This is a genomic window from uncultured Cytophaga sp. (genome assembly GCF_937863595.1).
GTDB lineage: Bacteria > Bacteroidota > Bacteroidia > Cytophagales > Cytophagaceae > Cytophaga.
The window spans coordinates 1-26,417 of the sequence record NZ_CALMGQ010000008.1 but is presented as its reverse complement, the minus strand read 5'-3'; the positions used below and the strand labels follow the sequence as shown (position 1 = coordinate 26,417).

20 protein-coding genes and 3 tRNA genes are annotated in these 26,417 nt (G+C 35.3%); 6 read left to right on the top strand and 17 right to left on the bottom strand.

What is annotated here, in order from left to right; all coding sequences use genetic code 11:
- Positions 1 to 72 precede the first annotated feature (72 nt).
- The 4 genes from Q0543_RS00710 to Q0543_RS00695 all read right to left on the bottom strand — a co-directional run bounded on the left by Q0543_RS00710 (position 73) and on the right by Q0543_RS00695 (position 2,368).
- A tRNA-Leu gene (locus tag Q0543_RS00710) sits at positions 73 to 156 on the bottom strand.
- Positions 157 to 210: 54 nt separating this feature from the next.
- Complete coding sequence (locus tag Q0543_RS00705; RefSeq protein WP_299247658.1) at positions 211 to 1,248, bottom strand: family 16 glycosylhydrolase; 1,038 nt, start codon at positions 1,246 to 1,248, stop codon at positions 211 to 213.
- Positions 1,249 to 1,358: 110 nt separating this feature from the next.
- Positions 1,359 to 1,431: transfer RNA gene (locus tag Q0543_RS00700), tRNA-Lys, on the bottom strand.
- Positions 1,432 to 2,295: 864 nt separating this feature from the next.
- Positions 2,296 to 2,368, bottom strand: a tRNA-Lys gene (locus tag Q0543_RS00695).
- A gap of 273 nt (positions 2,369 to 2,641) precedes the next feature.
- On the opposite strand from Q0543_RS00695, the gene Q0543_RS00690 reads away from it, so the two are divergent.
- Complete coding sequence (locus tag Q0543_RS00690) at positions 2,642 to 3,166, top strand: SH3 domain-containing protein (protein ID WP_299247655.1); 525 nt, start codon at positions 2,642 to 2,644, stop codon at positions 3,164 to 3,166.
- On the opposite strand, the gene Q0543_RS00685 is transcribed toward Q0543_RS00690, so the two are convergent.
- From Q0543_RS00685 to typA, 3 genes are all read right to left on the bottom strand, one after another.
- A complete protein-coding gene (locus tag Q0543_RS00685; RefSeq protein WP_299247652.1) occupies positions 3,146 to 3,973 on the bottom strand; it encodes an alpha/beta hydrolase in 828 nt (275 codons plus the stop codon). The two genes, Q0543_RS00690 and Q0543_RS00685, sit on opposite strands and share 21 nt — an antisense overlap.
- Positions 3,974 to 4,118: 145 nt before the next feature.
- Positions 4,119 to 5,054 carry a hypothetical protein gene (locus tag Q0543_RS00680; protein WP_299247649.1) on the bottom strand — a complete coding sequence of 312 codons (936 nt, stop codon included), beginning with the start codon at positions 5,052 to 5,054 and terminating at the stop codon, positions 4,119 to 4,121.
- A gap of 151 nt (positions 5,055 to 5,205) precedes the next feature.
- The gene (typA, locus tag Q0543_RS00675; protein ID WP_299247646.1) at positions 5,206 to 7,014 is read right to left on the bottom strand and encodes a translational GTPase TypA; all 1,809 of its coding nucleotides are present in this window, start codon (positions 7,012 to 7,014) and stop codon (positions 5,206 to 5,208) included.
- Positions 7,015 to 7,710: 696 nt separating this feature from the next.
- Between typA and metG the strand changes: the two genes are divergently transcribed.
- The 3 genes from metG (at position 7,711) to Q0543_RS00660 (ending at position 11,702) form a co-directional block, all read left to right on the top strand.
- The gene (gene metG, locus Q0543_RS00670; protein ID WP_299247643.1) at positions 7,711 to 9,804 is read left to right on the top strand and encodes a methionine--tRNA ligase; all 2,094 of its coding nucleotides are present in this window, start codon (positions 7,711 to 7,713) and stop codon (positions 9,802 to 9,804) included.
- A 435-nt stretch (positions 9,805 to 10,239) separates the two neighbouring features.
- Positions 10,240 to 10,596, top strand: a complete 357-nt coding sequence (locus Q0543_RS00665; protein WP_299247640.1) for a hypothetical protein — start codon at positions 10,240 to 10,242, stop codon at positions 10,594 to 10,596.
- Between the two features lie 92 nt (positions 10,597 to 10,688).
- Positions 10,689 to 11,702, top strand: a complete 1,014-nt coding sequence (locus Q0543_RS00660) for a TQO small subunit DoxD (protein WP_299247636.1) — start codon at positions 10,689 to 10,691, stop codon at positions 11,700 to 11,702.
- A gap of 292 nt (positions 11,703 to 11,994) precedes the next feature.
- On the opposite strand, the gene Q0543_RS00655 is transcribed toward Q0543_RS00660, so the two are convergent.
- The 4 genes from Q0543_RS00655 to Q0543_RS00645 form a co-directional block, all read right to left on the bottom strand.
- Positions 11,995 to 12,687 carry a lysophospholipid acyltransferase family protein gene (locus Q0543_RS00655; RefSeq protein WP_299247633.1) on the bottom strand — a complete coding sequence of 231 codons (693 nt, stop codon included), beginning with the start codon at positions 12,685 to 12,687 and terminating at the stop codon, positions 11,995 to 11,997.
- A gap of 113 nt (positions 12,688 to 12,800) precedes the next feature.
- On the bottom strand, positions 12,801 to 13,046 hold the full coding sequence (locus Q0543_RS17010) for an ORF6N domain-containing protein (RefSeq protein WP_366799904.1): 246 nt from the start codon (positions 13,044 to 13,046) through the stop codon (positions 12,801 to 12,803).
- 918 nt (positions 13,047 to 13,964) lie between these two features.
- On the bottom strand, positions 13,965 to 14,903 hold the full coding sequence (locus Q0543_RS00650) for a rhodanese-related sulfurtransferase (RefSeq protein ID WP_299247630.1): 939 nt from the start codon (positions 14,901 to 14,903) through the stop codon (positions 13,965 to 13,967).
- 252 nt (positions 14,904 to 15,155) lie between these two features.
- The gene (locus Q0543_RS00645; protein WP_299247627.1) at positions 15,156 to 15,800 is read right to left on the bottom strand and encodes a NeuD/PglB/VioB family sugar acetyltransferase; all 645 of its coding nucleotides are present in this window, start codon (positions 15,798 to 15,800) and stop codon (positions 15,156 to 15,158) included.
- A 111-nt stretch (positions 15,801 to 15,911) separates the two neighbouring features.
- Here Q0543_RS00645 and Q0543_RS00640 point away from each other — a divergent pair, with 111 nt between their 5' ends.
- Positions 15,912 to 17,024 (top strand): hypothetical protein, encoded by a 1,113-nt coding sequence (locus Q0543_RS00640; RefSeq protein ID WP_299247624.1) that lies wholly within the window; start codon positions 15,912 to 15,914, stop codon positions 17,022 to 17,024.
- Here the strand turns inward: Q0543_RS00640 and Q0543_RS00635 are convergent.
- Entirely contained in the window at positions 16,979 to 18,172 is a 1,194-nt protein-coding gene (locus tag Q0543_RS00635) for a hypothetical protein (protein WP_299247621.1), read from the bottom strand. The two genes, Q0543_RS00640 and Q0543_RS00635, sit on opposite strands and share 46 nt — an antisense overlap.
- 46 nt (positions 18,173 to 18,218) lie before the next feature.
- Entirely contained in the window at positions 18,219 to 19,514 is a 1,296-nt protein-coding gene (locus Q0543_RS00630; protein ID WP_299247619.1) for a DUF2851 family protein, read from the bottom strand.
- Positions 19,515 to 19,594: 80 nt separating this feature from the next.
- On the opposite strand from Q0543_RS00630, the gene Q0543_RS00625 reads away from it, so the two are divergent.
- Positions 19,595 to 20,695, top strand: coding sequence for an AI-2E family transporter (locus Q0543_RS00625; protein WP_299247615.1), 1,101 nt, complete (start codon positions 19,595 to 19,597; stop codon positions 20,693 to 20,695).
- Here the strand turns inward: Q0543_RS00625 and pyrF are convergent.
- The 4 genes from pyrF to Q0543_RS00605 all read right to left on the bottom strand — a co-directional run bounded on the left by pyrF (position 20,685) and on the right by Q0543_RS00605 (position 26,062).
- On the bottom strand, positions 20,685 to 21,509 hold the full coding sequence (gene pyrF, locus Q0543_RS00620) for an orotidine-5'-phosphate decarboxylase (RefSeq protein ID WP_299247612.1): 825 nt from the start codon (positions 21,507 to 21,509) through the stop codon (positions 20,685 to 20,687). The two genes, Q0543_RS00625 and pyrF, sit on opposite strands and share 11 nt — an antisense overlap.
- A 12-nt stretch (positions 21,510 to 21,521) precedes the next feature.
- Positions 21,522 to 22,166, bottom strand: a complete 645-nt coding sequence (locus Q0543_RS00615; protein WP_299247608.1) for an outer membrane lipoprotein carrier protein LolA — start codon at positions 22,164 to 22,166, stop codon at positions 21,522 to 21,524.
- Between the two features lie 32 nt (positions 22,167 to 22,198).
- Positions 22,199 to 24,763 (bottom strand): DNA translocase FtsK, encoded by a 2,565-nt coding sequence (locus Q0543_RS00610; protein ID WP_299247605.1) that lies wholly within the window; start codon positions 24,761 to 24,763, stop codon positions 22,199 to 22,201.
- A 255-nt stretch (positions 24,764 to 25,018) separates the two neighbouring features.
- Complete coding sequence (locus Q0543_RS00605) at positions 25,019 to 26,062, bottom strand: quinone-dependent dihydroorotate dehydrogenase (protein ID WP_299247602.1); 1,044 nt, start codon at positions 26,060 to 26,062, stop codon at positions 25,019 to 25,021.
- Between the last annotated feature and the right edge of the window lie 355 nt (positions 26,063 to 26,417).

Here is a 26,417-nt window from a genome sequence, read left to right as displayed (position 1 = left end):
CACAAACGTTGCACAAACCCAATTAATGGAGTGTATAAAATCTTATTACGAAGCAGTTACATTTATTTATTGTGCTCACAGGGGGATTCGAACCCCCACACCACTTAAGGCACCACCCCCTCAAGATGGCATGTCTACCAATTTCACCATGTGAGCAATGAATTGTGCTCAAAGATATAAAAAAACTTTCACTGATAACTCGAAGACTGCTTATTTGATACTAATTTCTTGGGTATATTTTTCAGCACCCGTTATCGTTGGTATATAAAGTACGTATTGCTTTTTTATTTTTCGTATATCCAATCCATCTACGTACAAAATAACATAGGTTCGATCAACATCAAAATACGTATGCATCACCGTGCCTTCGGTCACCTTGAAGAAATCGGACTTAACATACATTTTGTTTAAAGGACTATAAAACTGCACTTTTACAGGTATATAATTTGCATATTTTTTGGATGTATTGGCAACTACTTTAGCAGATTCAATAAACACATCTGGAATAACAACAACCTCTTCATCTTCGGGTTTTGTAATTTTCAACTGTAAAAAACCATCTTTAACTACAGCATTATCGGGCGTGAATACACATTCATTGGTGTCAAAGGTATGTGTAGCCAATTGCCAACGACCAAAATCCAACTGATCGAATGGATCTGTCCACTTCAATTTAAACGTATCTAAACCTTTGGGCTGATAGGCATAATAGGATACATAATCATAGCTTCCTTCTAAAGGAAATTTAGATGGGTCAATTTTACCTGCCCAAGCAACAGAACTACTTGGCCAAACATTCATCATAATTTTTTGAGCACGATTCATTTTTGCAATATGCTCGCCTGTTTGTCTATAAACTTCTACCCCATCTATACTCCATGCAATGTATTGCGGCGTCCAAGTGAATGCATAAGTATGATACTCCTCGTGCGGATTAAAAGGCAATACATAGCGCTTTTCAAACATCTGGTGATTTCCAACAATTGCATTAAACTGAATTTCGTTCGAGTAACGACCCAATATTTCTATATCTACTTCATTCCATTTACTTTCAAAATCTGGTTCGTCGTAAAAGGTGAAAAATGAATAGATCATTCCGCTTGCTTCAGTGGGCTTCATACGCACTTCGAACTTCCCATACAGGAATGTTTCAACACTACGTATTTCTGCTCCTAAATAGGGCTTCTCTTGCGCCATAAGCACCAGATTGCAATATATGAATAAGAGTAAGCCCAAAGTGGTTTTCATGAAAACATTCATAGATAGATATAAAATGAAATTTCGATTATTGTATGTCACATGAAAACAGCTAAAAAAAGAAAAAGGTTGCAGTCTATTCGACTACAACCTTTTTTCTGTGATCCCGCTGGGATTCGAACCCAGGACCCTAACATTAAAAGTGTTATGCTCTACCGGCTGAGCTACAGAATCATTCTGAATTACCGTCATTGCTTTCGATAATTGAGATTGCAAAAGTAGCATTTTTTAATATATAAACAAACTTTCACCTAATAAGAATGTATCGATTATAAGCAGATGTAAAACACTAATCATCCATTTTAATTGAAATATAGCCATTTAGCAAAAAAATAGTCTCAAAAAAAAATTAAATATTTTATCTACAAAGCATAAAAAGACTAAGAAATTATTTTTAAAGAGGGTCTGCCAACCAAATAACTACTGATCCATTGAAAAACCGTTTCATACTCTTACTACCTAAATATTGATTTCAGAGCTGCAACAGATTGTAGAAATGATTCAAGCCTATTTTCCTTAAAAATAATTTATGAAATTTAATTAATGGATCGCCTTAGTAACCAAACCCGTAATATTGGCTATAAATATGCTAATGGCGAGCATATGGAGTATTAATTCGGGCCATGCTAAATGTAAAAATAATACTGAAAATATAAGTAACGACAAGGATAGTAGCTTACAAAGAATACTAAAAAAAGTGACTCTTTTTTGTGATTTAATAAATGCTGAAACATTGTCCGTTTTACGAATCATTTTTCGAATAGATGAAACTATACTTTCTGATAGAAATGTATCAAAAATAAAATCGAGGATTGTAATGAAGACAATACTATTGGAAATGATTTCTACCGTACCTATTTGCATAAATGTAACCTACTAAATAGCCCTAATGAGAAATACTCAACCTTACAACTCAACTACTATAGAAGCCTTTACTATACAATTCATTGTGCAACTTCGTTCACAATGATCCATCTAGCTCGTCTTTCTTTTTTAAATAAAAAAGGCCTCAATCGTTTGATTGAAGCCTTTTTTCTGTGATCCCGCTGGGATTCGAACCCAGGACCCTAACATTAAAAGTGTTATGCTCTACCGGCTGAGCTACAGAATCGTTGTGCTTTTACGAATTATTTTTCCGTAATTGCGAATGCAAAAGTACGTGAGAATCCTGAAAATGACAAGACATACTCCTAAAATATTCCTCCTATTATTGATTTTTATATCTATAGTTTTCAACACGTCTGCTAATTCACTTAATAACAGCAATATAATACGCGGCGATTCGCTGTTCGAAAAAAAAGATTACCAAGCTTGCCTTAATAATTACAAAAAAGCTTTTGAAAATGATAAAGCTTTTTCGCAACAAATGCTAGCCAGAATGGCTATGATTGAAGAAGCGAACGAACAATATGTAATGGCCTTATATTATTTAAACGTAATGTATTCCTACTATCCAGATGGTCGCGTGATTCAAAAAATGGAAGACATGGGCAATCAATATAATTTAATTGGTTATGGTTATACCGATTTACAATATCTCATATCCATCTATAAACAATATTATTACTACATAATCTTTTCAATTAGTGCCATTGGCTTTCCTTTCATTGTGTATTTATATATCAGGAAAAGAAAAGCGGTTGGATTGGGTATTCGTCCACTCTTATTCTTAATCTTATTAGGAGCTGCCTTTTATTTGAATAATTATGATATCACTCCCTTAATGGGTATTATTAATAACGATTGTTTAATCATGGAAGGCCCCTCTCCTGGTGCAGCCGAAATAGAACGTGTAGATGCAGGACATCGCGTTCGTATTATAAAAAAAGAGGGTGTCTGGTATGAAATATCTTGGAAAGACAAGCAAGCGTTCATTCGAGATGTATACTTATTGCCGATCGAAAATTAAAAAATCGTTCACTGCTTGAAGTTGAATTGCCTCAAGCATTTTTTTATGCGGCAAATCAATAATAACAAATTTCGAGGAGGTTGCCATACACATTTCTTTGAGAACATCTTGAGCCACCATTTCATCTTGTGTACCACATATACAGAGAAATAAAATAGCATGTTCGGTAATGCTTTTTACAAAATCACTTTTCTTGATTTTTAAATTTCTAAAATACGTCCACGTATAATAGATTTTTTGTCTGTGATCTAGAGATTCTAAATTTCGTTTTATAAATCGTATCGTCTGTCGATTGTATAAATTGAAAAATGAAAACACATTCAATATCAACAAAATAATAGACGGATCTTCCATTGATTTTTTAAATAGATATCGCGTAAACTTTGTTGATGTTGCCAATCGAAACCAAACAGTATTACCAAAACCATCGGGAGCGATAAATACAATTCGTTTTAGTTGTCTTGCTTGTTTTTCTAGTAAGGTATTTACAAAACGCGCGCCAATACTATACGCTATACATGAAAAGGATTGTATAGAATGTTTTTCTAAAATTGATTGAAAGAGGCTATTCCATTCTGAGATTGAAATAAAATCTTTTGTGTTTGAATCAACAATACTTTCGCCATGAAAAAATAAATCAATAACAATAATATTGAAATGCGAAGCAAATGAGGCTAAATAGGGCTGAAATACTACGTTGCTTTGACCAAAACCGTGGAATAAAAATAAGGTCTCTTTACAACCAGTATCATAAAAATAATAAACAAGTTTACTGTTCGTATTCCTTATAAAATAGTGTTCAAACATCGCTTGAATTCAAAATATGAATTTATTTTTACCAATTAGAATGATAAATCATTGAGATTTTATTCATTCAAAATGAGACAGAACAATAATTTAGATAAAACTAAATCAAAAATATATTTTACTAATTATAATAACATGCACTGTACTAACTTTTCATTCTTTTATATAAGTATAAAAATGCAAAAACAGGAAATAGTAAAAAGCAAACACCTAGAATTATCATCAAGGGTGTCTTCATACTCGTACTTTTTGCTTTCTCATTTTTATTTGATTTAGAAAACTGACCGCGGTTTATTTTAAGACTCAAATTCTTTGCATAGCTGCTTCTCTTATCAAATAATGACCCATCATATCCATAACTTTTTGCCATACTATACACATCATTCACCGCATATATATCAGCACCTGTCAATAAAGATAGGTTCGCTAAATCAAATAAAAGCTGCGCTACGATTTTGTCTTTTGGCTGAATGAATGTCAATTGTTCATTGAGCTGCAAAAAAACACTTTTGCGTAGGCGCATTAATTCTGGCTGTGAAAACGAAGATACAGGCAACGAATCTCTTCCAAAATTTACACCCAATAAAAAATCGGAATTAAAACAACGCGCTCCGTTCATTTTTGCTTCAAGAATTTTAACGTGTAGCCACTCCGAGCTATCGTTTAATAATGGGTTAAGGTGTATTGCTTTCTGAACCCAAAGAAGTGCAGCGCTATTATCACCCATCAGCTCGTAAACAGAACTCAAATGACTTGCTGTTAAATAACTATTTGGCCTGCTTTTCTCAACTGTTAAAAACACGGTTTTAGCATCTTGGTATTTTTCTTGGTACATCAATACCACGCCATAATCCGATAGATACTCAATACTATCTGTAGCCTTCCATAAGCTGTCTAAATTCTCTAATATATGCGCATTACTATGGAATAGAAATACATTCCCTTTAGGTATTATTTGATCTTTCATATCGCCTGAAAGAGTAGTTCGATGAACCAAATGGACTTTTTCACCATCTAAATAGGCCAAAGAATTAAAACACGAACAAATCATTACTAAGACAGAAAAGATATATGATCTCATAGGCTAAAATACACTTCGAGTTTTATACGTTACATTAACAATTGTTAAGATATTTAATATTATTTGCTATTCAAATGCAATTGAAAAATAAAGCAAATAAAAAGCCTCTATCCATTTCTGAATAGAGGCTTTTTGATATGTTACAAACAGATTAAACTGTTTCTTTTTTCGTATTTCTCAAACGTTCACTTTCGTCAAGAAGAATTTTACGCATACGTAAAGACTTAGGCGTAACCTCGATGTATTCATCCTTCTGAATGTATTCCATCATTTCTTCTAAAGAGAAGTTGATTTTTGGAGCAATCTTAGCGTTATCATCTGTACCAGATGCACGCATGTTGGTCAATTTTTTCTCACGCTGAACGTTTACCGTGATATCGTTCTGACGGTTGTGCTCGCCAATAACCATACCTTGGTAAATAACATCACCTGGTTCGATAAAGAATTTACCACGATCTTGTAATTTATCCAATGCATACGCTGTAACATCACCACTATCCATAGAGATAATAGATCCGCTTGAACGTTCTGCAATAGCACCTTTGTATGGCTCGTAACCGTCTAAACGGTGCGTCATGATTGCTTCACCGAATGTTGCAGTCAATACGTTTGTACGTAAACCAATAATACCACGAGAAGGTATTTTAAATTCTAAGTGTTGTAAGTCACCTTTTGGCTCCATAATCAACAACTCACCTTTACGTTGTGTTGCTAATTCAATTACTTTACCAGAAGTTTCTTGCGGAACGTCAACAACCAATACTTCTACTGGTTCGCAACGTTTGCCATCAATTTCTTTATATAATACTTGTGGTTGACCCACTTGTAATTCATATCCTTCTCTTCTCATTGTCTCAATCAATACAGACAAGTGAAGAATACCACGACCGAATACTAAGAATTTATCTTCAGACTCACCTGGTTGAATACGTAATGCTAAGTTTTTCTCTAATTCTTTGTTCAGACGATCTCTGATATGGCGAGATGTTACTAATTTACCTTCTTTACCAAAGAATGGAGAGTTGTTAATTGTGAAAAGCATACTCATTGTAGGCTCATCAACAGCTATACGTGGAAGTTCTTCCGGATTTTCAAGATCGGTAATTGTATCACCAATTTCGAAATCTTCAATACCAACTACAGCACAAATATCACCTGCTAAAACGCTTTCAACACGTACTCTACCTAAGCCTTCGAATGTATGAAGTTCTTTGATTTTTACTTTTTTGATAGAACCGTCTGCTTTTGTTAATGAATATTGAGCACCTTCTTTCAATTCACCTCTAAATACACGACCAATCGCAATACGACCAGTGAATGTTGAGTAATCTAAAGAAGTGATCTGCATTTGAGGAATACCTGTATGCACTGGTGCAGGTGGAATATGCTCAACAATTGCATCCAACAAAGGAATAATGTTGTCTGTTTTAACTTTCCAATCTGTGTTCATCCAACCACCACGGCCTGAACCGTAAAGTGTAACGAAATCCAACTGATGCTCTGTAGCACCTAAGTTGAACATTAAGTCGAATACTTCTTCGTGTACTTCGTCTGGACGACAGTTTTCTTTATCTACTTTATTAACAATAACAATTGGTTTCAATCCCAATGCCAATGCTTTACCTAATACGAAACGTGTTTGAGGCATAGCTCCTTCAAATGCATCTACTAATAATACTACACCATCAGCCATTTTCAATACACGCTCAACCTCACCACCGAAATCGGCGTGACCAGGTGTATCAATAATGTTAATTTTATGTTCTTTATAACGAATAGAAACGTTCTTAGCCAAGATTGTGATACCACGCTCACGTTCTTGATCATTGTTATCTAAAATCAAGTCTTCAAATACTTGATTCTCTCTGAATATTTTAGAAGCGTGAATGATTTTATCAACCAATGTTGTCTTGCCATGATCGACGTGGGCAATAATTGCTATATTTCTGATACTCTGCATAAATGAATTTTATAAGGTGCAAAAGTACGGAAAAAATGTTTAATGCGAAAAGCTTCATGCTTAAAGCTTTAAAAAAGAAGCTAAAATATTTTTTTAGAAAGGCCAAAAGCTTAAGGCTTAAACCAAAAAAGGTATTTTCTAGCTTAAAATAGCCTTTTTTGAATCTCTAAAAAATAACAATAAAAAAATACAGATTATGTAATATATATAGATCATTTAGGTAAAATGTATTTGATTTTGGAAGAATTAGGTTGGAGAATTCATTTAAAAGGTTGGAGAATTCATTTAAAAGGGTGAAAAATTCTTAAAAATTGGTATTGTATTATCAATGCCTTCACTTCACAAGAACGAATCGAATTTGAACTTTAGAGTAAGGCTTTCAGCCTTAGGAGCAGCGATCATTATACAAATACGGACTAGGGGCGATGCCCCTAGCTAAGATATATAAGGCTTTCAGCCTTAACGGAAGCACTTAATTTCTCGCCGTGGATGTGTCTTTTCGACCTACCACATGCTACAGAATGATGTTACTTTTTATCCGCTTCCATGATTTTATCCATGTTCGGATTGAGACATGGTGGTTGGTCGAAAAGACACAGCCACGGCAAACTTTAGAGATGGGAATATATTTTTGAATATAATTGCAAAAAAAGCTTTAAACCTTAAGCGTTCCGCTTTTAGCGATATTTCTTATATTTGCAGTTCAATCCAATACGAATTATGACAAACAAGCCTTCTAGATATACCATTACCTCTGCCCTACCTTATGCAAACGGACCTGTTCACATCGGACATTTAGCGGGTGTATATGTACCGGCAGATATTTATGCGCGTTTTTTACGCTCAAAAGGTGAAAATGTATTATTTATTGGTGGTTCAGATGAACATGGTGTACCCATTACGATTCGTGCGAAAAAAGAAGGTGTTACGCCACAGCAAATAGTAGATAAATATCACATTCAGATTAAGCAATCGTTTGAAGAATTGGGAATTTCTTTTGATATCTATTCTAGAACGTCTTCAAAAATACATGCAGAAACATCTTCGGAGTTCTTTGTAAAATTATACAACGAAGGAAAATTCATTGAACAAACTAGCGAACAATATTACGATCCCAAAGCAGAACAATTTTTAGCAGACAGATACATTATAGGTACGTGTCCGAAGTGTGGCAATGAAAATGCATACGGCGACCAATGTGAAAAATGTGGATCTACCTTAAGTCCGTCTGAATTGATTAACCCACGCTCTACCCTTAGCGGAGAAAAGCCTGTAATGAAATCAACCAAACATTGGTTCTTACCATTGGATACCTACGAACCGTGGTTAAAACAATGGATTTTAGAAGATCATAAAAATTGGAAAACAAATGTATACGGTCAGTGTAAATCGTGGCTAGACCAAGGCTTGCAACCCCGTGCAGTAACGCGTGATTTGGATTGGGGCGTACCTGTACCTGTTGCAGGTGCGGAAGGTAAAGTATTGTATGTATGGTTTGATGCACCAATTGGATACATCTCTGCAGCAAAAGATTATTTCAAGAACTCCGAAATTAAAGCCATACACAAACAAAATACATGGGAAGATTTCTGGAAGAAAGACGATACCAAATTGGTGCACTTCATCGGTAAGGACAACATCGTATTCCATTGCATCATCTTCCCTGCCATGTTGAAGGCCGAAGGAAGTTTTATACTACCCGATAATGTGCCTGCAAATGAGTTTATGAATTTAGAAGGCGATAAAATTTCAACTTCTAGAAACTGGGCTGTTTGGTTGCACGAGTATTTGGAAGAATTCAAAGACAAGCAAGACGTATTGCGTTATGCGCTTTGTGCAAATGCACCCGAAACAAAAGACAATGATTTTACATGGAGAGACTTCCAAGCACGCAACAACAATGAGTTGGTTGCTGTTTATGGAAACTTTGTAAACCGTGCTATGGTATTGTCACATAAATATTACGAAGGCATAATCCCTGCTTTAGGAACACTTGAAGCAACAGACGAAGCGGCAATTTTAATGCTGAAAGAATTTCCGAGTAAAATTGCTGCATCAATTGAACAATACCGTTTCCGTGAGGCGCTTGGTTTCATGATGGACTTGGCTCGTTTGGGAAATAAATATTTGGCAGATACCGAGCCTTGGAAAATCTACAAAGAAAATCCAGAGCGCGTAAAAACGATTTTACACATCGGTTTACAGATTGCAGCGAACCTTGCCATTGTTTCTGAACCCTTCATTCCGTTTACATCTGCGAAATTATTTACGATGTTGAACTTGAATGCAAACACATGGAACAATGCAGGCACAATCGATTTATTAAAAGCTGGTGATACATTGAACCCCGCAGAATTGTTATTCGAAAAAATCGAAGACGCAACCATTGAAGCACAGGTAAAAAAATTAGAAGACACCAAGCAAGCAAACATCCTTGCCAACGCAGAAGTAAAACCTTTAAAAGAAAATGTTTCCTTCGATGACTTTGCTAAAATGGATATACGTGTTGCAACCATCATTGCAGCAGAGAAAGTTGCGAAGACAAAAAAACTATTGAAGCTCACTCTTAATACGGGCATCGACGAGCGCACCGTTGTAAGTGGCATCGCAGAACACTTCGCTCCTGAAGATATCATCGGGCAACAAGTTTCCTTATTAGCAAACCTTGCGCCGCGTGAAATCAAAGGTATCGTATCGCAAGGAATGATCTTAATGGCAGAAGATGCAGATGGCAAGTTAAAGTTTGTACAACCCGGTTCGGCTGTTAGTGCAGGTAGTATTGTAGGGTAGTTTTTGAAATTCCAAAAAACAAAAAACAAATTCCAAACGGATATAGAATACGAAAATAACAAACAAAGCCTGGGAGTGATTCCGGGCTTTGTTTGTTTATGGGGAATATTGTTTGCAGTTGTTGGTGTTCCCGACAACACAAATCGCATACAATGAACAAAACTATCGCGGGCCAACAACAACAAATCCTCTAACTAGTTACATCCCATAATTGTTGGTGCTCTGCGCAAACCATATTTCTCTAACAGCACATTCGTTCAGGCAGAAACACCAACAATAGCATACATCCGCGGTTGTTGGTGTTCCCGCAAGTGCAACTCTTATGAAATGAACAAAACCATCGCGGGGGGGGGCAACTATAGCGTGAAAGCAATCTCCCCTTGCTTTCCGCCCCAAAAATCCGTATCTTATACTATCAAGCAATTATAATATCGAATGCAAAAAAACAAAACACATCTATTAAAAAACGCACTCATCTTTATGATGCTGATTTTGGTATGTGTACCGTGTTCTGCAAAGCGAGAATTTAAAGAATTATTGAATGTACCCGTTGCAGCAGCAGAACACGCGTTAAAACCGAATATTACCTTCGGCTGTCATACGTTTACTCAAATAAATAACAGCGATCATTCCGTTTCGCCACAGAAAAAAGATCTTCAAAAACCGAATACCTATTTTCCTACTATTTCATACAAAACACCTCGTGTAGAATCTACATTTTTTCAACGTAGCAACAGTACTTTTGTAGCCGCTGTTCCTATGTATATATTCCACCAACAATACCGCATTTGATTCGTGCCTAATTTAAAATAAAACATTTCAAACACACAGTGTTGAAGGATTACGCATGTTATTTAATTAAATCAAATCTTAACTATTAAATTATGAACAATCAATCCTATTCGTATGCAGGAATGTATACGACCGCATTACGTTGGGTAGCAGGCTGGACCTACTTCTCTGCTTTCTGGAGAAGAGTCGTTTTAGAAAACAAACTAGACCCCGATGCTGCAGGCTACGTGGGTGAGAAATTCAATCATTTCTTGCCCCATGCACTCGGCATCAAACCCATGATCGAACACTTGGTATCAAACCCAGATAGTTTATGGTGGGCAATGGTCATCTTTACGATCATTGAAGGTGTCGTAGGATTTTTATTTATGCTCGGCATATTTACCCGTTTAATGAGCATCGGTGTATTTAGTCTTGCCATGGGTATTTTACTGGGTTCTGGCTGGTTGGGCACAACCTGCTTAGACGAATGGCAAATAGGTATCTTAGGTGTCGCAGCAGGCTTTACAATCTTTTTTTCAGGAGGTGGAAAATATTCCTTAGATGAATACTTCATTCGAAGCAATAAATCGTTTGCTAGCACAAAATGGTTTTCATTTGTAGGATCGGGTATACTGCCTTTGCGAGAAAACATCGTCAACAAAACGGTACTTATAGGATCTGTTTTTATATTGGGACTAACCTTGTTTACAAATCAATACTTTCATGGCGGTGTATACGGCACCTTACACAATAAATCCGTTAAGCCGCACGTAACCATCACCAATGCACAGATCGTTAATAATGAACTCTCTTTTACCGTATTCAGAGATGAAGGGGCAGATGTCTATGGTTCGTTCTTAATTGGCGTACAGGTATTGAATGCACAGCAAGAAGTGGTGTTTGAACAAAACCAAACGCAACTATCTCAAATACCTTCTACTCAAATTAAAAACGAATATGTAGCAAAAGTAAAACCAGGCAAACACAGTTTGATTTTACCTTTGGGTGCCCGAGCAATCTTGAATTTTAAAAATGACATATTCGAAAATAAAAAAGGAACCTACACCTTAGTGTTATTGGATATTAGTGGTGCAAGCTGGAAGGAAACGATTGTGGTTGAATAAGGAATCGTTGATTTGGATAGTAACAACAAAGCCTGTGAGCGATCGCGGGCTTTGTTTATTGTCTGAATTGGGATTCGTGGGATTAAGGAATTTATTTGATTAAAAAAACGCACATTGTTGCAAAAACATATTAGAATGAGATATACGGTTATAATGTAAGACGAATTGAATCATATAAATCGTTTTAATCATCTTTCTGAAATCATAGTTCAGACAAATAACAAATACTTAAAGTCATGACTATTAAAAAACAAAAACGAACCTACCCGCTTTAAGCGTTAAGCATTACGCATTAAAGCCCTTCAACTACTCCTTTTACCTGCTCAATAAAAGCCGCTCTCGTTTCATTATTTAATCCAGCAGTTGAGATTGGCTTCCCAAAGGAAACCGTTACAGGTCCGCGCTTAATGGTGAAACCAAGGCTAGGCCAGATCTTACCTGCACCTGTAATTTTTACGGGGAGAATGTCCACCCCTGCTTGTTCAGCCATAACAAAGGTTCCTTTTTTGAAAGCACCAATTTTTCCATTTAAAGAACGTGTTCCTTCAGGAAACGTTATAACACTTTTGCCTGCACGTATCAATGAACTTGCGCTGATCATACTTTGTAGGGATTTCTCTCTACTGCCACGATCTAGAAATATCATACCCATTGCATGCATGTACCAACCAATAAAGGGCACTTTATTGATTTCCTTTTTAGCAACAAAGTATACATTAAATGGCAGGGTGTAACACAAAATAGGAATATCAATTACCGATTCATGATTGGAGATTACGATATACGAGCGTTTATCAGTGGGAATATTTTCCAACCCTTTAACGGTAAATTTAATCCCCGCCAACCAAACAATCACTGGAGACCACACCGTGCGAGCCATTGCAACACCTCTATCTGTAGAAAAGGTAAGAAAGCGAACAATAATAGATGACGTAATGCTGAAGATTGACCATAGGATCATTCCTGTTAAACGAATTGCACTCATGGCTTAGAATTTATATCAACGAGGCGTTAATAATGATAATAGATGATTGAAGTAAATACAAATATCGTTAAAAAGTTCTAAAAAATGAGCTATAAAACAATACTCTTGTTTAATTACATTTTTTGCGAGCAATCACAATCCATCATTTTAAAGATATTTTCCAATTTCAAAACGCTTGATAGCATTGCTAGACCTTGCTCGGAAAATACATTCGGCAACGTCCTATTTCCTCCCCAACTTGAGGTCACAAATTGTGACCTCAAGTTGACAAACTGATTTCCTGAAAGTTCAAACATGAAATCATCTGAAAATCGCTCTATATTTCGTTTTACAGCTTGTTTTAATACTTTTGTCTGCACACCTTACAATTCTGCGAAATCAGAATATAACTTTATACGAAAGCCTCTAACAATATAAATTTTGGAAATAATGACTTCTTGTTAAATTGAATTAGAAAAAACTGATAGCTACAGAAAATGACAATATAGGTTATTTGTAAAAATTTAAGCATGATCTGCTATAAGCTTCTTTTCAATTAATTTATTTTTTATTGACATAGAAAGTATTGCAATACAAGTAATCGCAACAAAACAACAAAACTCATAAACCATAAACGTGGCGAAATTCTTTGTTAAGTAATGCGCGATATCTAGACGTTGAATGGCTCGACTTTTAAAAATTGAATATGTATACGGCTCATTATGAAATAAAGCCCAATAACCACTTCTATAATCATCGTACATATTAAGAAAAAAATTTAAAAATAAATACAAACATATAAAAGCTATAAAATGATATATTTTTAATTTTTTGATTTTAGAACTGAGGACAAAAAAAGAAAGAATAAAAGAAAACAACAAGAAAAAAACATCTGCAAACCCAGTATAAAGTGACCATCGAACTAAATACTTTTTAATCAAATAATGAAGGGCAATATAATCTGCTATTAATAAAAGTATCCAACACACCCCATACGTTATGGCAATTGCGATGATAATTTTTAGAATAAGTTGTAGGTTTTTCTTTAGCATTTGTATTATTCAAAATCTAACAATAATAGCTGATATTTAAAAGTATCGAATAATATCCGATATCTATATCTGTACCAAAATTTAGTAACATATGTTAACATTGAACAAAAAAGCGCAATACATTTCTGCATTGCGCTTTTACTCTATTTTATTTTAAAACAAATCGGTTTTCGATTTCCTATTCCGTTTGAATTTTGTTTTTTGTTTTTTGGAATTTCCTTCTCACACTAATATTTCTACTCAATATTACCGCTTAACGTGCAGGTAAGGATCATAGCCATTCAACTCCTTCGGATATGCACCCGTTCCATCGTATGGACGTTTCTCTGGATGACATTTACATTCTTCTGAACAGGCACCTTCCATCTTCTCACCGCAGCCTTCACACATAGGTTCGTGACGATTACAGGTTGGGTTAGAACAGTTCACCATACGGTCACTTAACGTTCCACACACATAACATTTCGAGATAATACTTGGGTTTACTTTATTTACGTCCGCTATCACACGACCGTCGAACACGTAGCACTTGCCTTCAAAATCTTCGCCACCTTGTTCAATACCATACTTAATGATACCACCGTGCAATTGGTATACATCTTCAAAACCTTGTTCCAATAAAAAAGCACTCGCTTTTTCACACTTGATCCCGCCCGTGCAATACGTTACAACTTTCTTGCCTTTTAGGTGTTCCAATTCTTTTACTTTCTCTGGAAAATCTCGAAAGTTTTCCATATCAATTGTAAGTGCATTTTTAAATTTTCCAACCTGATGTTCGTAATTTGACCGTACGTCCAATACAACCACATCCTCTTGATCCATCATCGCTTTGAATTCGGCAGGTTCTAAATGTGTACCTGTACGTTTGGTTGGGTCCACATGACTTAAAGAAGAATGAACAATTTCAGGCTTCACACGCACATACAATTTCTGGAATGCATGTCCTTCGTGTGCTTCAATCTTAAATTCTAAGGCATCAAAACGTGCGTCTGCTTTTACATATTCCATATATGCTCGACACCCTTCTATGGTACCAGAAACGGTACCGTTTAAGCCTTCGCTCGCAATGATAATCCGGCCAAGCAAACCAAGTTCAAGACATTTTAAATGGTGTTCTTCCCGATATACATCTGGGTCTGCTATGTGGGTATAGCAGTAATACAATAGTATTTGATAATTTTCCATAAGAATAACGTTGCTTAGTTTCAATCTAAGTGTTACTGCAAATTTAATTATAAATTATGAGTTATGAATTATGAATGGTAGATGATTTTCATCATTCATTGGTCTTATTACTGATTATGTATGCATTCACAGAACCATTGAGGATGGTTGGTCGAAAAGACACAAACATGGCGAAAAAAAATAATTCAAGCTAAACTTATAAATTATGAGCTATGATTTTACAATTCATAACTCATAACTCATCATTCATAATTAACTCTTCATGGCCACTGCTGGATTCCCAAACACCGTCTCTTTATCTTTCACAGGGGCAATTACCACAGAACCTGCGCCAACACGTGCATTCTTACCAACTACAATACCTCCAATAATGATAGCACCTGTACCAATAAACGCACCCTTTTCAATCTTTGCACCTGCGTTAATGATTGCGCCTGCACCTATTTGCACAAAATCTTCAATTACTGCTTCAAAATCGATAATCGCACCTGTATGAATCAAGCAATGACTCCCAACTTCCGCATTTGCACCAACGATGGCAGAGGCATTGATGAAATTACCATGACCGATGGATGCAGAATCAGAAATAGATGCTGAAGAATGTATGGCATTGACAGCTTGCGTTTGTCTGCGTTCGTGTAACATGTTGGTTAAACCTTCACGTAGTTTTGGTTCATCGCTCGCAATAAATGCATCACAACTAGCACCAATTAATTTCAGATAGGTATCGTCGTCTGTTGTACCTAAAACGGTCACATTATTTATTTCTGTTCCGTGTAATGCTTTTGTGTCGTCGAGGAAGCCGTAAGCTACCATTCCATTGCTTTCAAAAATTTCTAAAGCTGCTTTCCCCAAGGCTGAAGCACCGAAAATAATTACAGCATCTTTCTTTTCCATATCTCTTCTTTTCACAAGTATGCATGCAATTTATTAAAACTATCCCTTGTTTCATATTTGCATGTAGGATATCGTATAAATAAGAACGGGATAAAGCATATATTTGTGTTTATGCGCGCCAACAAACAGGTATACATTCTATTAAGTTGCTGGATTCTAGTAAATGGATTTTTATTTTATTCACTGGGAATAAAATACTCCATTGACACAACGCGTTTTGATGTAGAAGCAAACACATGGATTAACGGCAGTTTTGAACCCAGCTACCGACTTTGGTATTTTGGTTACATAGCAGTTCTTGCACTTTGTAAAAGTATCTTTCATTCCATCTATCCAAGTATATTTTTACAATACATTTTATCCGCATTCGCTACAGTTTATTTTTTCAAAGGACTTAAAAAGCTTTTTAAAAACAGTCAAATTGCATTTTATTCTACACTATTTGTAATCGGCTACTTCCCCATTCAACAATGGAATACCTGCTTGCTTACAGAATCCATGTTTATCAGCTTGGTATTGTTGTTTGTTTGGGCGCTTTCTCTTGAACATCATACACGCAAATGGTTTACATTATTCATTATCTCGATACTTGCTACAAGTCTGCGGCCAAATGGGGGGATTTTATTACTTACGTGTATCGGAATCTATGGATCTCAACACATCAAGTTGGACCGAAAAATTATATTTTCCTTTTTAATACTACTCGTAATGGTATTGTTCGCTTTGCAAAACTATACCGACACGTTTTATCATTTTTTATTGGATTCTTTTAACAAAGGTGAAATCATTTGTGGGTACGCACATACATCTATCCAAACTACGTTCATTACAAATGATGGTTCTTGCGGAAGCATTACTAAAATCATAGATCTTATCGTTCAGCATCCAAGCAAAAGTATGCAGCTCTTTTTGGGTCGGTTTCTTGCATTATGGTCTGACCTACGCGTTTATTATAGCTTGGTTCACAATCTATTTATTGGTGCGTATTTATTCGTTTCCTATTCAATGGCAGTAATCGGATGGATTCAATTCAGAAAAACATATCACCAATTGGTTTATGTAACACTGCTGTATTGTGGATTAAATACTTTATTGGTGATGATAACCTACGCCGACTGGGATGGAAGATTCTTGGCACCTCTCCTACCAATCGTTTTTATATGGTCGGGTTTGGGATTTTATTTTTCAAGCCAATTTTTAATACGTAAAAAAATACGACTATAAGCAATTCCCGAATGGTTTATAAGAATATACGCATAGATAGGCAAATAAAAAATACGGTATCTACTAAAACTCCCAATATTCGGCGAAGCCATAATCAACAAGGCTCCCATTAATACAATCAAAAACAATCCGATTAATTCTACATGTGAAACAGTACTTTTTTTAAGAAACCATCTATAAATAAACACAGCCATCAAGCCTATAAATAGATAATTTTCCATCGCAGCTAACAATGACGTAGCGTTGTGAATCTGCCACGGGAATGGACTAAAAAAAGCATAGAGCATAGCCTTGGGATAATTCAACAGAATGGAAGTCCAGCTCATATCTAAATCAAACGGAATGCATGCATAGGCATCTACATATTTTGTGCAGGTAAGTGTATTGCTGATGTAAATCACTTCGGGCAATACATTCCATTGCAAAGCAGGATGCATATATCCCAAACCAACAATACTTAATACGATAACCAGTATGGATAAAAGAACTCTTTTGAATGAGTAGGATATTTTACTGCTTAAGAAATAAATTAGAGCAACGAACAGAAACAACGCGACTAAATAATATTTTACGTACCAAGCCAATGTACAGAACGCTAGAAAAAATACAATGGACCACACATCTTTCTCCTTACTTTCAATAATTCTATTTAAATAAAAATACAAGAGAAATAATATAGGAATTACAAATGCCTCTTTTACGATACCAACTGTCCAGAAAGTAAAAGAAGGAATCATCAATACAATCAACCACAACAGTCTGTTAGTATTAGCTTTGTTGAATAAGGAAAGAAAAGGCGCAAAACAAAGTGAACCAAACAAGGTTAGCCACGCTCCAAACACATAATAATTATTTGCAGAGAGTATATAAAATGGACTGAGTACTTTAATAAAAAATGTTGCTCGAATTTCTTTACCAAAATATTCTTTCAATTCTTGCGAAATATGTAAGACAGTATAATCCCCAGTAAAAAAATACAAGACGTCTGCAGGATATTTTTTAAAAGAATCCACCAATTGCATCAATGCATTCTGATAAAAAAAAGAATCCAATTGATTTTGATACACTGCATAAAACACGATGGATTGAAGTATAAAAAATCCATAACGATATACCATTAATACAACAAAGGATCTTCTTAAATCCATCTGCATACGTATTACAGCGTAATAACTTACGAACCCTAAAAACAAACTAGATAACAGCAGTAGTATGAGGTGCATTTCTTAAAATAGCATAACCAATACTACAAGATAAACATTTTTTAGGAGTACAATACATCTTATACAATTCAAGAGAAGCCTGACTATCAAATCCGGATTTCATTTTCATACCCAGTGATACCCATTTTCGTGTGATCACGTTATCTTCTGCTTTCAACAAATCAATAGATTGAAATACACGATCCCAAGCATCCTCACTTTTAGAATAGCGCGCTTCCAAGGCCAAATACGGAATATATGCATTTAACATAAAGGTATTCGCAAATGTGGAACCAATGTGCTTAGGTAGCACATCTGATGCGTGATTGAATCGATAATGCGAAAGCCAATACGCTGGCAACTCTCCATTCAAAAGTTTTTTGGCAGCACGTATATCTTCTAAACCTATGAAATCATGATACCATTCAGGATTTGAAAAAAACATTGCGAGTTGTGCCAACCGTATACTTGGAAAATTTGTTGGTCGGGTACGCAAAAATTTCCATTCAGATAATTCTACTACCAACTCTACATTCAGAGAACGTTTTAAGTAGTTAAATTCTTTTGCCAATGCTATGGGATATTCTTCCTTAAATGTCTCTTCTAGCATACCTGCCATTCCAAAAAATAGGGCTTCAATAGATTTAGGCGCATAGCTCAACCGATCCAATTTATTAAAGTCGGTATGATGTGCCAAACGTTCAAATAAAAAATCATTGAGTCCGGTACCAAACGACTTAAATATTAGTTTCCCTGCAACTTCTTTCCAATTAGGTTGATCCTTTAATTGAAGAAATAAGCTTTCTGTTTTACGCTCCAGTCGTTCTATCAAGACACGTTGCTTCATTTGCTCTACAACAATGGGTTTTATAGAAGCAAATGTATGTGCACAAGGTACAACAGATTGATTTTCCATTAAGGTATGATACGTATGGATATGCGCTGCATCAATTCTGTTTTTCAATTCCAATACAGGAATAATTGTACCATCTGCACGTGTAATATCAACATCTGCATCGTAAACGACGTGCAGAATAACGGATTCATATGCATCGTTTATATAATGCTTGTGTTTATTCCAATCCGATGCTTTGGTATGAATCTCAATATCACCACACCATTCCATTCCACCAATACTTACTAATGCATAGGTAAAATCTGGACCAGCATGTGCATTAAGCGTACCAGCGCGTTTGATGATGATTGATTCACCACTCGTTGTTTTTAAATCTTCGACAGAAAATAATATATTCCGCCAAAGAACCCATAAAAGTTCTTCCTTAACCATAGCTGTAGTTAATATGTATTCTAAAAATCCCCAATGCAATATTACATATTTTTTGTATATTCATGTTAAACATCTGTTAAATGAAACACACTTTTCTTTTTAGAATAACCTTAATATTGGCATTTCTGTTTTTATTGATAATAGGAATGATTTATGCAAAATCCTTTTTAGTACCTGTTTTTTTTGCTGGTCTGCTATCCTTATTACTTTTGCCCCTATCAAAAAAAATCAAGCATTTTGTTAAAAATGAAACCTTTTCCATCATATTATCCCTATTCATATTCCTCATCGTTATTACAGGAGTGAGTTATTTCATTTCTTCTCAGGTATCCAATATCATTTCAGACTATGATATGATTGAAAATCAAGTGAAGATAAAAATGCATACGTTTCAATCAACCCTAAGTCAATACACAGGTGTAAACGAAACTGAACAAGAAGCGTGGTTTGATAAAGAATCGGAAGAATTATTAAAAAATGTTTTCAAAAAAGGAGCAACCTTATTAATGGGTGTAGGTAATTTTATTTTTGGATTATCATTGGTTATTATATACACCTTCTTTTTACTTACCTACCGAAATAAAATAAAATTATTCATTTTATCGCTTGTAGACAAAGAAGAACATGAAACAGCATTAAAAATACTTGAAAAAGTAAAATCATTGGTTCTGCATTATTTAACAGGATTATTGATTGCATTAACCATCATCGGGGTAATGAATGCCATCGGATTAACAATTCTAGGTATTAAACATGGTATATTTTTAGGACTCCTTGCTGGCTTTTTGAATATCATTCCGTATATAGGTTCTTTTGTAGGTGCTGGGTTGCCCATTATCATGGCACTCATATATAAAGACTCCATATGGTATGCAGTAGGTGTGCTCGCCATATTTATGTTCAATCAATTTATTGACAATAATATTACCACCCCAAATGTAGTGGGCGGCCATGTTAAACTCAACTCTTTAGCTACGATATTGATTGTAATTATTGGTGGTATGATTTGGGGTGTTGCAGGAATGATTTTGTTTATTCCAGTGCTTGGAATATTCAAAATACTATGCGACAATATTGATTCGTTGAAACCCTTAAGTATTTTATTAAGTGATGAAGAAAGTGAAGAAGAAAATATATTTACAAAAGCATTAAAAAAAATAAAAGAGAAGATTACCAATTAAGGTAATCTTCTAAATAGGATTTCATTTCTTGTTGCATTTTTTTTGCTTCCGCTTTTGCAGCGCCAGCAAACTGATCGTCGGAACGCGCATACAAAATATTTCTGGAAGAATTAACCAATAATCCGCAAGATGCATTCAACCCAAACTCGGATACTTCTTGTAAATTTCCGCCTTGCGCACCTACACCAGGCACCAATAAAAAGTGATCTGGAACAATCGAACGTATCTCTTTAAAATAAGATGCTTTTGTGGCACCAACAACAAACATTAAATTTTCAGAAGATCCCCAGGTAGCACATTTCTTTAACACTTCTTTATATAAAGGTTCTCCAGAATCTTTTAACGTCAATTGCTGAAAATCTTTGCTGCCTGCATTGGATGTTAAGCCCAACACAATTGCCCATTTGTCTTTAAATGCTAAGAAAGGCGTAACGGAATCTTCACCCATATAAGGAGCGACCGTTACCGAATCAAAAGATAGTTGTTCAAAGAATGCTTTTGCATACATGGTAGCTGTGTTGCCTATATCACCACGCTTTGCATCGGCAATCGTGAATACGTCCTTGGGTATCCATTCCAATGTTTTTTCTAAAGATTCCCAACCGGCTTTACCTAGCGATTCATAAAAAGCTAAATTGGGTTTGTATGCTACGGTATAATCAATTGTTGCATCAATAATATATTTATTGAATTCAAAAATTGGATCTTTTTCTTTTAATAAATGTGAAGGAATTTTTGTTGGGTCTGTATCCAAACCTACACATAAATACGATTTCTTATTTTTAATCTGTGCTACTAATTCAGCCTTATTCATCTTGAAAATTGCTTAGCGTAAATCAATAACTTCAACACCTGGGTACTTCGTTTTGTCGAAGTTAAAAGGAACATCATCAGCGATTGTATTTGGATTAAATGACTTAATGGAATACTCGTATATGTTTCCATTCTTTTCATATAATTTCCAATTTTTAATATTCTTATCAGTCTTATTAATTTCAAGACGTATTTTGAAAAATCTATTTTTACGATCTTCGGGCACCAATTCTATAATTTGATATGTTTTGCCGCCTTCTACTTTATCACCGATGTAGGTATATTTATATCCTTTTTTATACATCGTATATATTTTATTTGGAGAAATTTCATCGTCTGCAGGATCGTACGCCGAAATGTTTACTTCATTTGCATCCTTCATGTAATTCCAAACGGTTGTACCATTATTGATGATTTCCATTTTAGGAAGTTTGATGCGATACTTCGAACCACGAACCATCAATTCCCCATCGGATACTTCATTGATATTTGCAGAAGCATTCTTTAATGTAAATGTAAAGCCCGCTTTAAAGGAAGAGTATGTTTTAAATTTATTACTCATCTCATCCAATATCGTCAATGCTTTGGGATCATATTGTCCATACGTTAGTAATACGGTAAAGAATGTAGTCAATAAAATTAGAATCGATTTTTTCATACGTTTAAATTATATTCAATAGGTAATTTCTTTTAATTTTGGCTCAAGCCCTTTAGATGCGCTTCAAGCGAATACTCATCTTTTATAAGTACTTCACGTGCTTTACTTCCTTCAAAATGGCCAACAATACCAGCAGCTTCTAATTGATCAATCAAGCGACCTGCACGGTTGTAACCCAATTTCAATTTACGTTGCAATAAGGAGGTACTCCCTTGTTGATGCATTACCAAAATTTTGGCTGCCTCTTCAAATAGCGGATCTTTTTCAGATAAATTGAATTCTCCTTTATCTTGTCCGGTTTCATCGTCGCTATACTCAGGCAATTTGTATGCCGAACTATAACCCCTCTGAGAACCAATGAATTCACAAATACGCTCAACCTCTGCTGTATCTAAAAACGCACATTGCAACCGCACCATGTCTCCATGAGCAAACAACATATCCCCTTTTCCAATCAATTGATCGGCACCGCCTGCATCCAAAATAGTTCTTGAATCTATTTTAGAAGAAACCTTAAAGGATAAACGCGCTGGGAAGTTGGCTTTAATGGTACCTGTAATAACGTTTACAGATGGGCGTTGTGTAGCAACAACCAAATGTATACCAATCGCACGTGCTAGTTGTGCCAAACGTGCAATAGGCGTTTCTACTTCTTTACCAGCCGTCATCATTAAATCGGCCAACTCATCAATTACCAAAACAATGTAAGGTAAGAAACGATGTCCGTTGTTTGGATTTAATTTGCGTTCAACAAATTTCTTATTGTATTCACGTATGTTACGTACTTGCGCATCTTTTAATAAATCGTATCGCAAATCCATTTCAACACACAATGAATTCAGTGTATGAATTACTTTCTTCGTATCTGTAATAATGGCGTCGCCACCATCAGGAAGTTTTGCTAAAAAGTGACGTTCGATTTTATTGAATAAAGTTAATTCTACTTTTTTCGGATCCACCAATACCAATTTCAATTGAGATGGATGCTTTTTGTATAGCAAGGAAGCGAGAAGCACGTTCAAGCCAACAGACTTACCTTGACCTGTAGCACCTGCAATAAGTAAGTGAGGAAGTTCTGCTAAATCGACTATAAATACTTCGTTCGAAACAGTCTTACCAAAAACGACTGGTAATTCCTTATCTGATTTCATAAACTTCTCTGTAGATAAAACAGAGCGCATAGAAACCATTTCTTTGTTTTTATTTGGAACTTCAATACCAATAGTACCTTTACCCGGTATCGGTGCAATGATACGAATACCCAACGCAGACAAGCTTAGGGCGATATCGTCTTCTAAGTTTTTAATTTTTGAAATACGAATACCTACTTCTGGTACAATTTCATAAAGCGTAACCGTTGGTCCGATCGTAGCTTTTATACTGGCAATACCAATATTATAATGCGACAAAGTCTCAACAATACGATCTTTATTAGCGCTTAATTCTTCTTTTGTAACTTGTATCGCTTTGCTTGAATCGTATTCATTCAATAAGTCAAAGGTTGGATATTTATACGATGATAAATCTAAAGTAGGATCGTAATTATACGTTTCCAAACTACCGACTTTTTCAAGTGTATTCTCTTCTGTTATATCTGTTATTTCTAAATCTAATGGTTCTTCTACAACAACTTCGTCCTCCAGTTCTTCAACTTCTGGAATATCAACCATTGCTTCTTCAACTGTTTCTTCAATTTCAAGTTCAGCAGATTTCTTTATGACTTTAGGTGCTTTACGTTCAATCACCCATTCTTCTTCCGCCTCTTCTTCACCTTCTTCTTCCAATTCTTCTGTTTCTTCTTCTTCCTCCTCTTCTAGCTCTTCAATTTCTTCTTCTTCACTTAATTCACTGATAGATTCTGGCATCACTATTTCATTCGTATTTTCAACAACAGCAATTTCTTGCGGAGAAAATAAATTGATTTTTGTGATGTTGAAGAAATAAATTACAAAGGCAAACAATAAAAATAACAATAAAAATGGCGTACCCCAACCTATTACATTATCTAAGAACAAAGCACTATCATAGCCTATACCGCCGCTCAAAAACGAAAGATATTTATCTCCTTTAGCCGATAATACAATGTAACCAAAGGCTGTACTGATCCACAATAAGAAATAAAAACTTGTTTTAATTAAGGTACCTAGCGGAATGGGAGAACTTAAATAAATAATTCGAAAGCCTGTTAAAAAGAAAATAGGCAAGAATAAATAAGAGGCAATACCAAACCATTTATAAATAAAAAAATACGATAAAATTGCGCCTAATATGCCGAGTAAATTATCTACTTCTCTGCCTGATTCTTGTATCGCTGTATCCCAAATAGATTCAACAATACTTTGATCGTTTCTTCCACTAAACAAATACGAGGTAAATGCTAGCAACAATGCAAATGAAAAAAGCATAATAAACATTCCTGCAACCAAATGAAATCTACGATCTTTTACGAAAGTTAATATTACAGATGGAGCAGATGGACCTTTGACTTTTTCTTCCTTAGGCGCTTCTTCTTTATTACTGACTTTTGAAGCAGTATTTGTTTTGTTATTTTTCTTAGGAATTGGGTTATTATCAGCCCGATACGTGTTTTCAGCCATATATACAAAGTAACTCTTAAAGTTAGCCTTTTTTTTGGTAGTTTCTAGGTGATGAATTCTAGTTATTCGCTGTATTGAATGCTAGCATAAGTGCTTTTAAATAGAAAGTACGGAGTACAAAGTATTGAGTACAAAGTTAACTTCCTAAAATTACTCGGTATTGAACGTTTGATTTCCCCAAATTATCTTTCTAAAAACTATTAATTCCCCTAGCTTAATCTCAATATATATTCGTTTATTTTTTTATTGAGTACTCTATACTTTGTACTTCGTACTCACTACTTTCTTATTGATCTCCCCTACCAAAGCCGGGCCTTCATAAATAAATCCAGAATATATCTGAATTAGACAAGCACCTGCATCTAGTTTATCGATTGCATCTTGCGCAGAATGTATGCCGCCTACGCCAATAACAGGGATCGTTCCATTAGATTTTTTCACCAAATAGCGAATAACCTCTGTTGAACGTATGGATAAAGGTCTGCCACTTAATCCACCCATTCCAATTGCTGCAACTTCTTCTCGATCGGTTGTTAAACCATCTCTGGTAATGGTTGTATTTGTAGCAATAATTCCCGCTAGTTTGGTTTCTGTTATTATTTCTACAATATCATCTAATTGCTCGTTTGTCAAATCGGGAGCAATTTTCAATAAAATGGGTTTTGGAATCGCTTTTTGATTGTTTACTTCTTGTAAACTATTCAATATTTTCTTTAGTGGTTCTTTTTCTTGCAATGCCCTTAAGCCTGGCGTATTGGGAGAGCTTACATTTACTACAAAATAATCCACGCAATCAAACAATTCGTTGAATGCCTTGATGTAATCTGTTAATGCTTCTTCGTTGGGTGTAAGCTTATTTTTACCAATATTACCTCCAATAATTACCTTCGATTTACGTTTGCGCAGACGGGCAGCAATTTCTTTCATCCCTCCATTATTAAAGCCCATGCGATTAATAACTGCTTCGTCTTGAGGTAAACGGAATAAACGCGGTTTGTCATTACCTTTTTGAGGGATGGGTGTTACAGTACCAATTTCAATAAAACCAAAACCCAATGCTGAAAATTCATCTACGATTTTAGCATCTTTATCAAAACCTGCTGCCAAGCCAACTGGGTTCGGGAACGTGATACCAAAAACGGTACGCTCTAACCGAGCATCTTTTACAGAATAGATCAAACGGAAAAGTGCTGAAACACCTGGAATTTTAAATATGACTTTTATGAATCCAAACGTTAAATGATGCGCTGTTTCAGGGTTAAAACAGAACAATAGGGGCTTGATAAGCAATTTATACACAGGCGTACACTTTAAATTCTACCTACAAAAATACGCAAAGACTAGCTGCGAATGAAAGTATTCTTCTAATTGTGGAAAAACTCGTTGTTGGGTTATGTCTTCTTTGTCTGAGCTGGGATTTGTCTGAACTGGGATTTATAAAGGATTTAATGGACTTACAGGACAATTAATCAAGAGCATTTTACATAAATATTTCTTTTTCTAAGAAGTAAAGTAAAAATTAATCCAGAATATGAATCATTAAATTTGCATTCTCCGCCGCAGTTGCCAATTTTAACTCTGAACGAAAACACCGTACTTCGCCGTGGATTTCTATGGTTTATGCAAGCGGACTTGTATAAATATATTCATATTT

What these genes read in the sequence shown, in the direction of transcription:
- Q0543_RS00705 (WP_299247658.1), bottom strand. Translation starts at nt 1,248, where the DNA reads ATGAAAACCACTTTGGGCTTACTCTTATTCATATATTGCAATCTGGTG.
- Q0543_RS00625 (WP_299247615.1), top strand. Translation starts at nt 19,595, where the DNA reads ATGAAACACACTTTTCTTTTTAGAATAACCTTAATATTGGCATTTCTG.
- Q0543_RS00690 (WP_299247655.1), top strand. Translation starts at nt 2,642, where the DNA reads ATGATTGAAGAAGCGAACGAACAATATGTAATGGCCTTATATTATTTA.
- Q0543_RS00645 (WP_299247627.1), bottom strand. Translation starts at nt 15,800, where the DNA reads ATGGAAAAGAAAGATGCTGTAATTATTTTCGGTGCTTCAGCCTTGGGG.
- Q0543_RS00630 (WP_299247619.1), bottom strand. Translation starts at nt 19,514, where the DNA reads ATGGTTAAGGAAGAACTTTTATGGGTTCTTTGGCGGAATATATTATTT.
- Q0543_RS00655 (WP_299247633.1), bottom strand. Translation starts at nt 12,687, where the DNA reads ATGAGTGCAATTCGTTTAACAGGAATGATCCTATGGTCAATCTTCAGC.
- pyrF (WP_299247612.1), bottom strand. Translation starts at nt 21,509, where the DNA reads ATGAATAAGGCTGAATTAGTAGCACAGATTAAAAATAAGAAATCGTAT.
- Q0543_RS00650 (WP_299247630.1), bottom strand. Translation starts at nt 14,903, where the DNA reads ATGGAAAATTATCAAATACTATTGTATTACTGCTATACCCACATAGCA.
- Q0543_RS00615 (WP_299247608.1), bottom strand. Translation starts at nt 22,166, where the DNA reads ATGAAAAAATCGATTCTAATTTTATTGACTACATTCTTTACCGTATTA.
- typA (WP_299247646.1), bottom strand. Translation starts at nt 7,014, where the DNA reads ATGCAGAGTATCAGAAATATAGCAATTATTGCCCACGTCGATCATGGC.
- Q0543_RS00680 (WP_299247649.1), bottom strand. Translation starts at nt 5,054, where the DNA reads ATGAGATCATATATCTTTTCTGTCTTAGTAATGATTTGTTCGTGTTTT.
- Q0543_RS00635 (WP_299247621.1), bottom strand. Translation starts at nt 18,172, where the DNA reads ATGGATTTAAGAAGATCCTTTGTTGTATTAATGGTATATCGTTATGGA.
- Q0543_RS00610 (WP_299247605.1), bottom strand. Translation starts at nt 24,763, where the DNA reads ATGGCTGAAAACACGTATCGGGCTGATAATAACCCAATTCCTAAGAAA.
- Q0543_RS00665 (WP_299247640.1), top strand. Translation starts at nt 10,240, where the DNA reads ATGCAAAAAAACAAAACACATCTATTAAAAAACGCACTCATCTTTATG.
- Q0543_RS00640 (WP_299247624.1), top strand. Translation starts at nt 15,912, where the DNA reads ATGCGCGCCAACAAACAGGTATACATTCTATTAAGTTGCTGGATTCTA.
- Q0543_RS00660 (WP_299247636.1), top strand. Translation starts at nt 10,689, where the DNA reads ATGAACAATCAATCCTATTCGTATGCAGGAATGTATACGACCGCATTA.
- Q0543_RS00685 (WP_299247652.1), bottom strand. Translation starts at nt 3,973, where the DNA reads ATGTTTGAACACTATTTTATAAGGAATACGAACAGTAAACTTGTTTAT.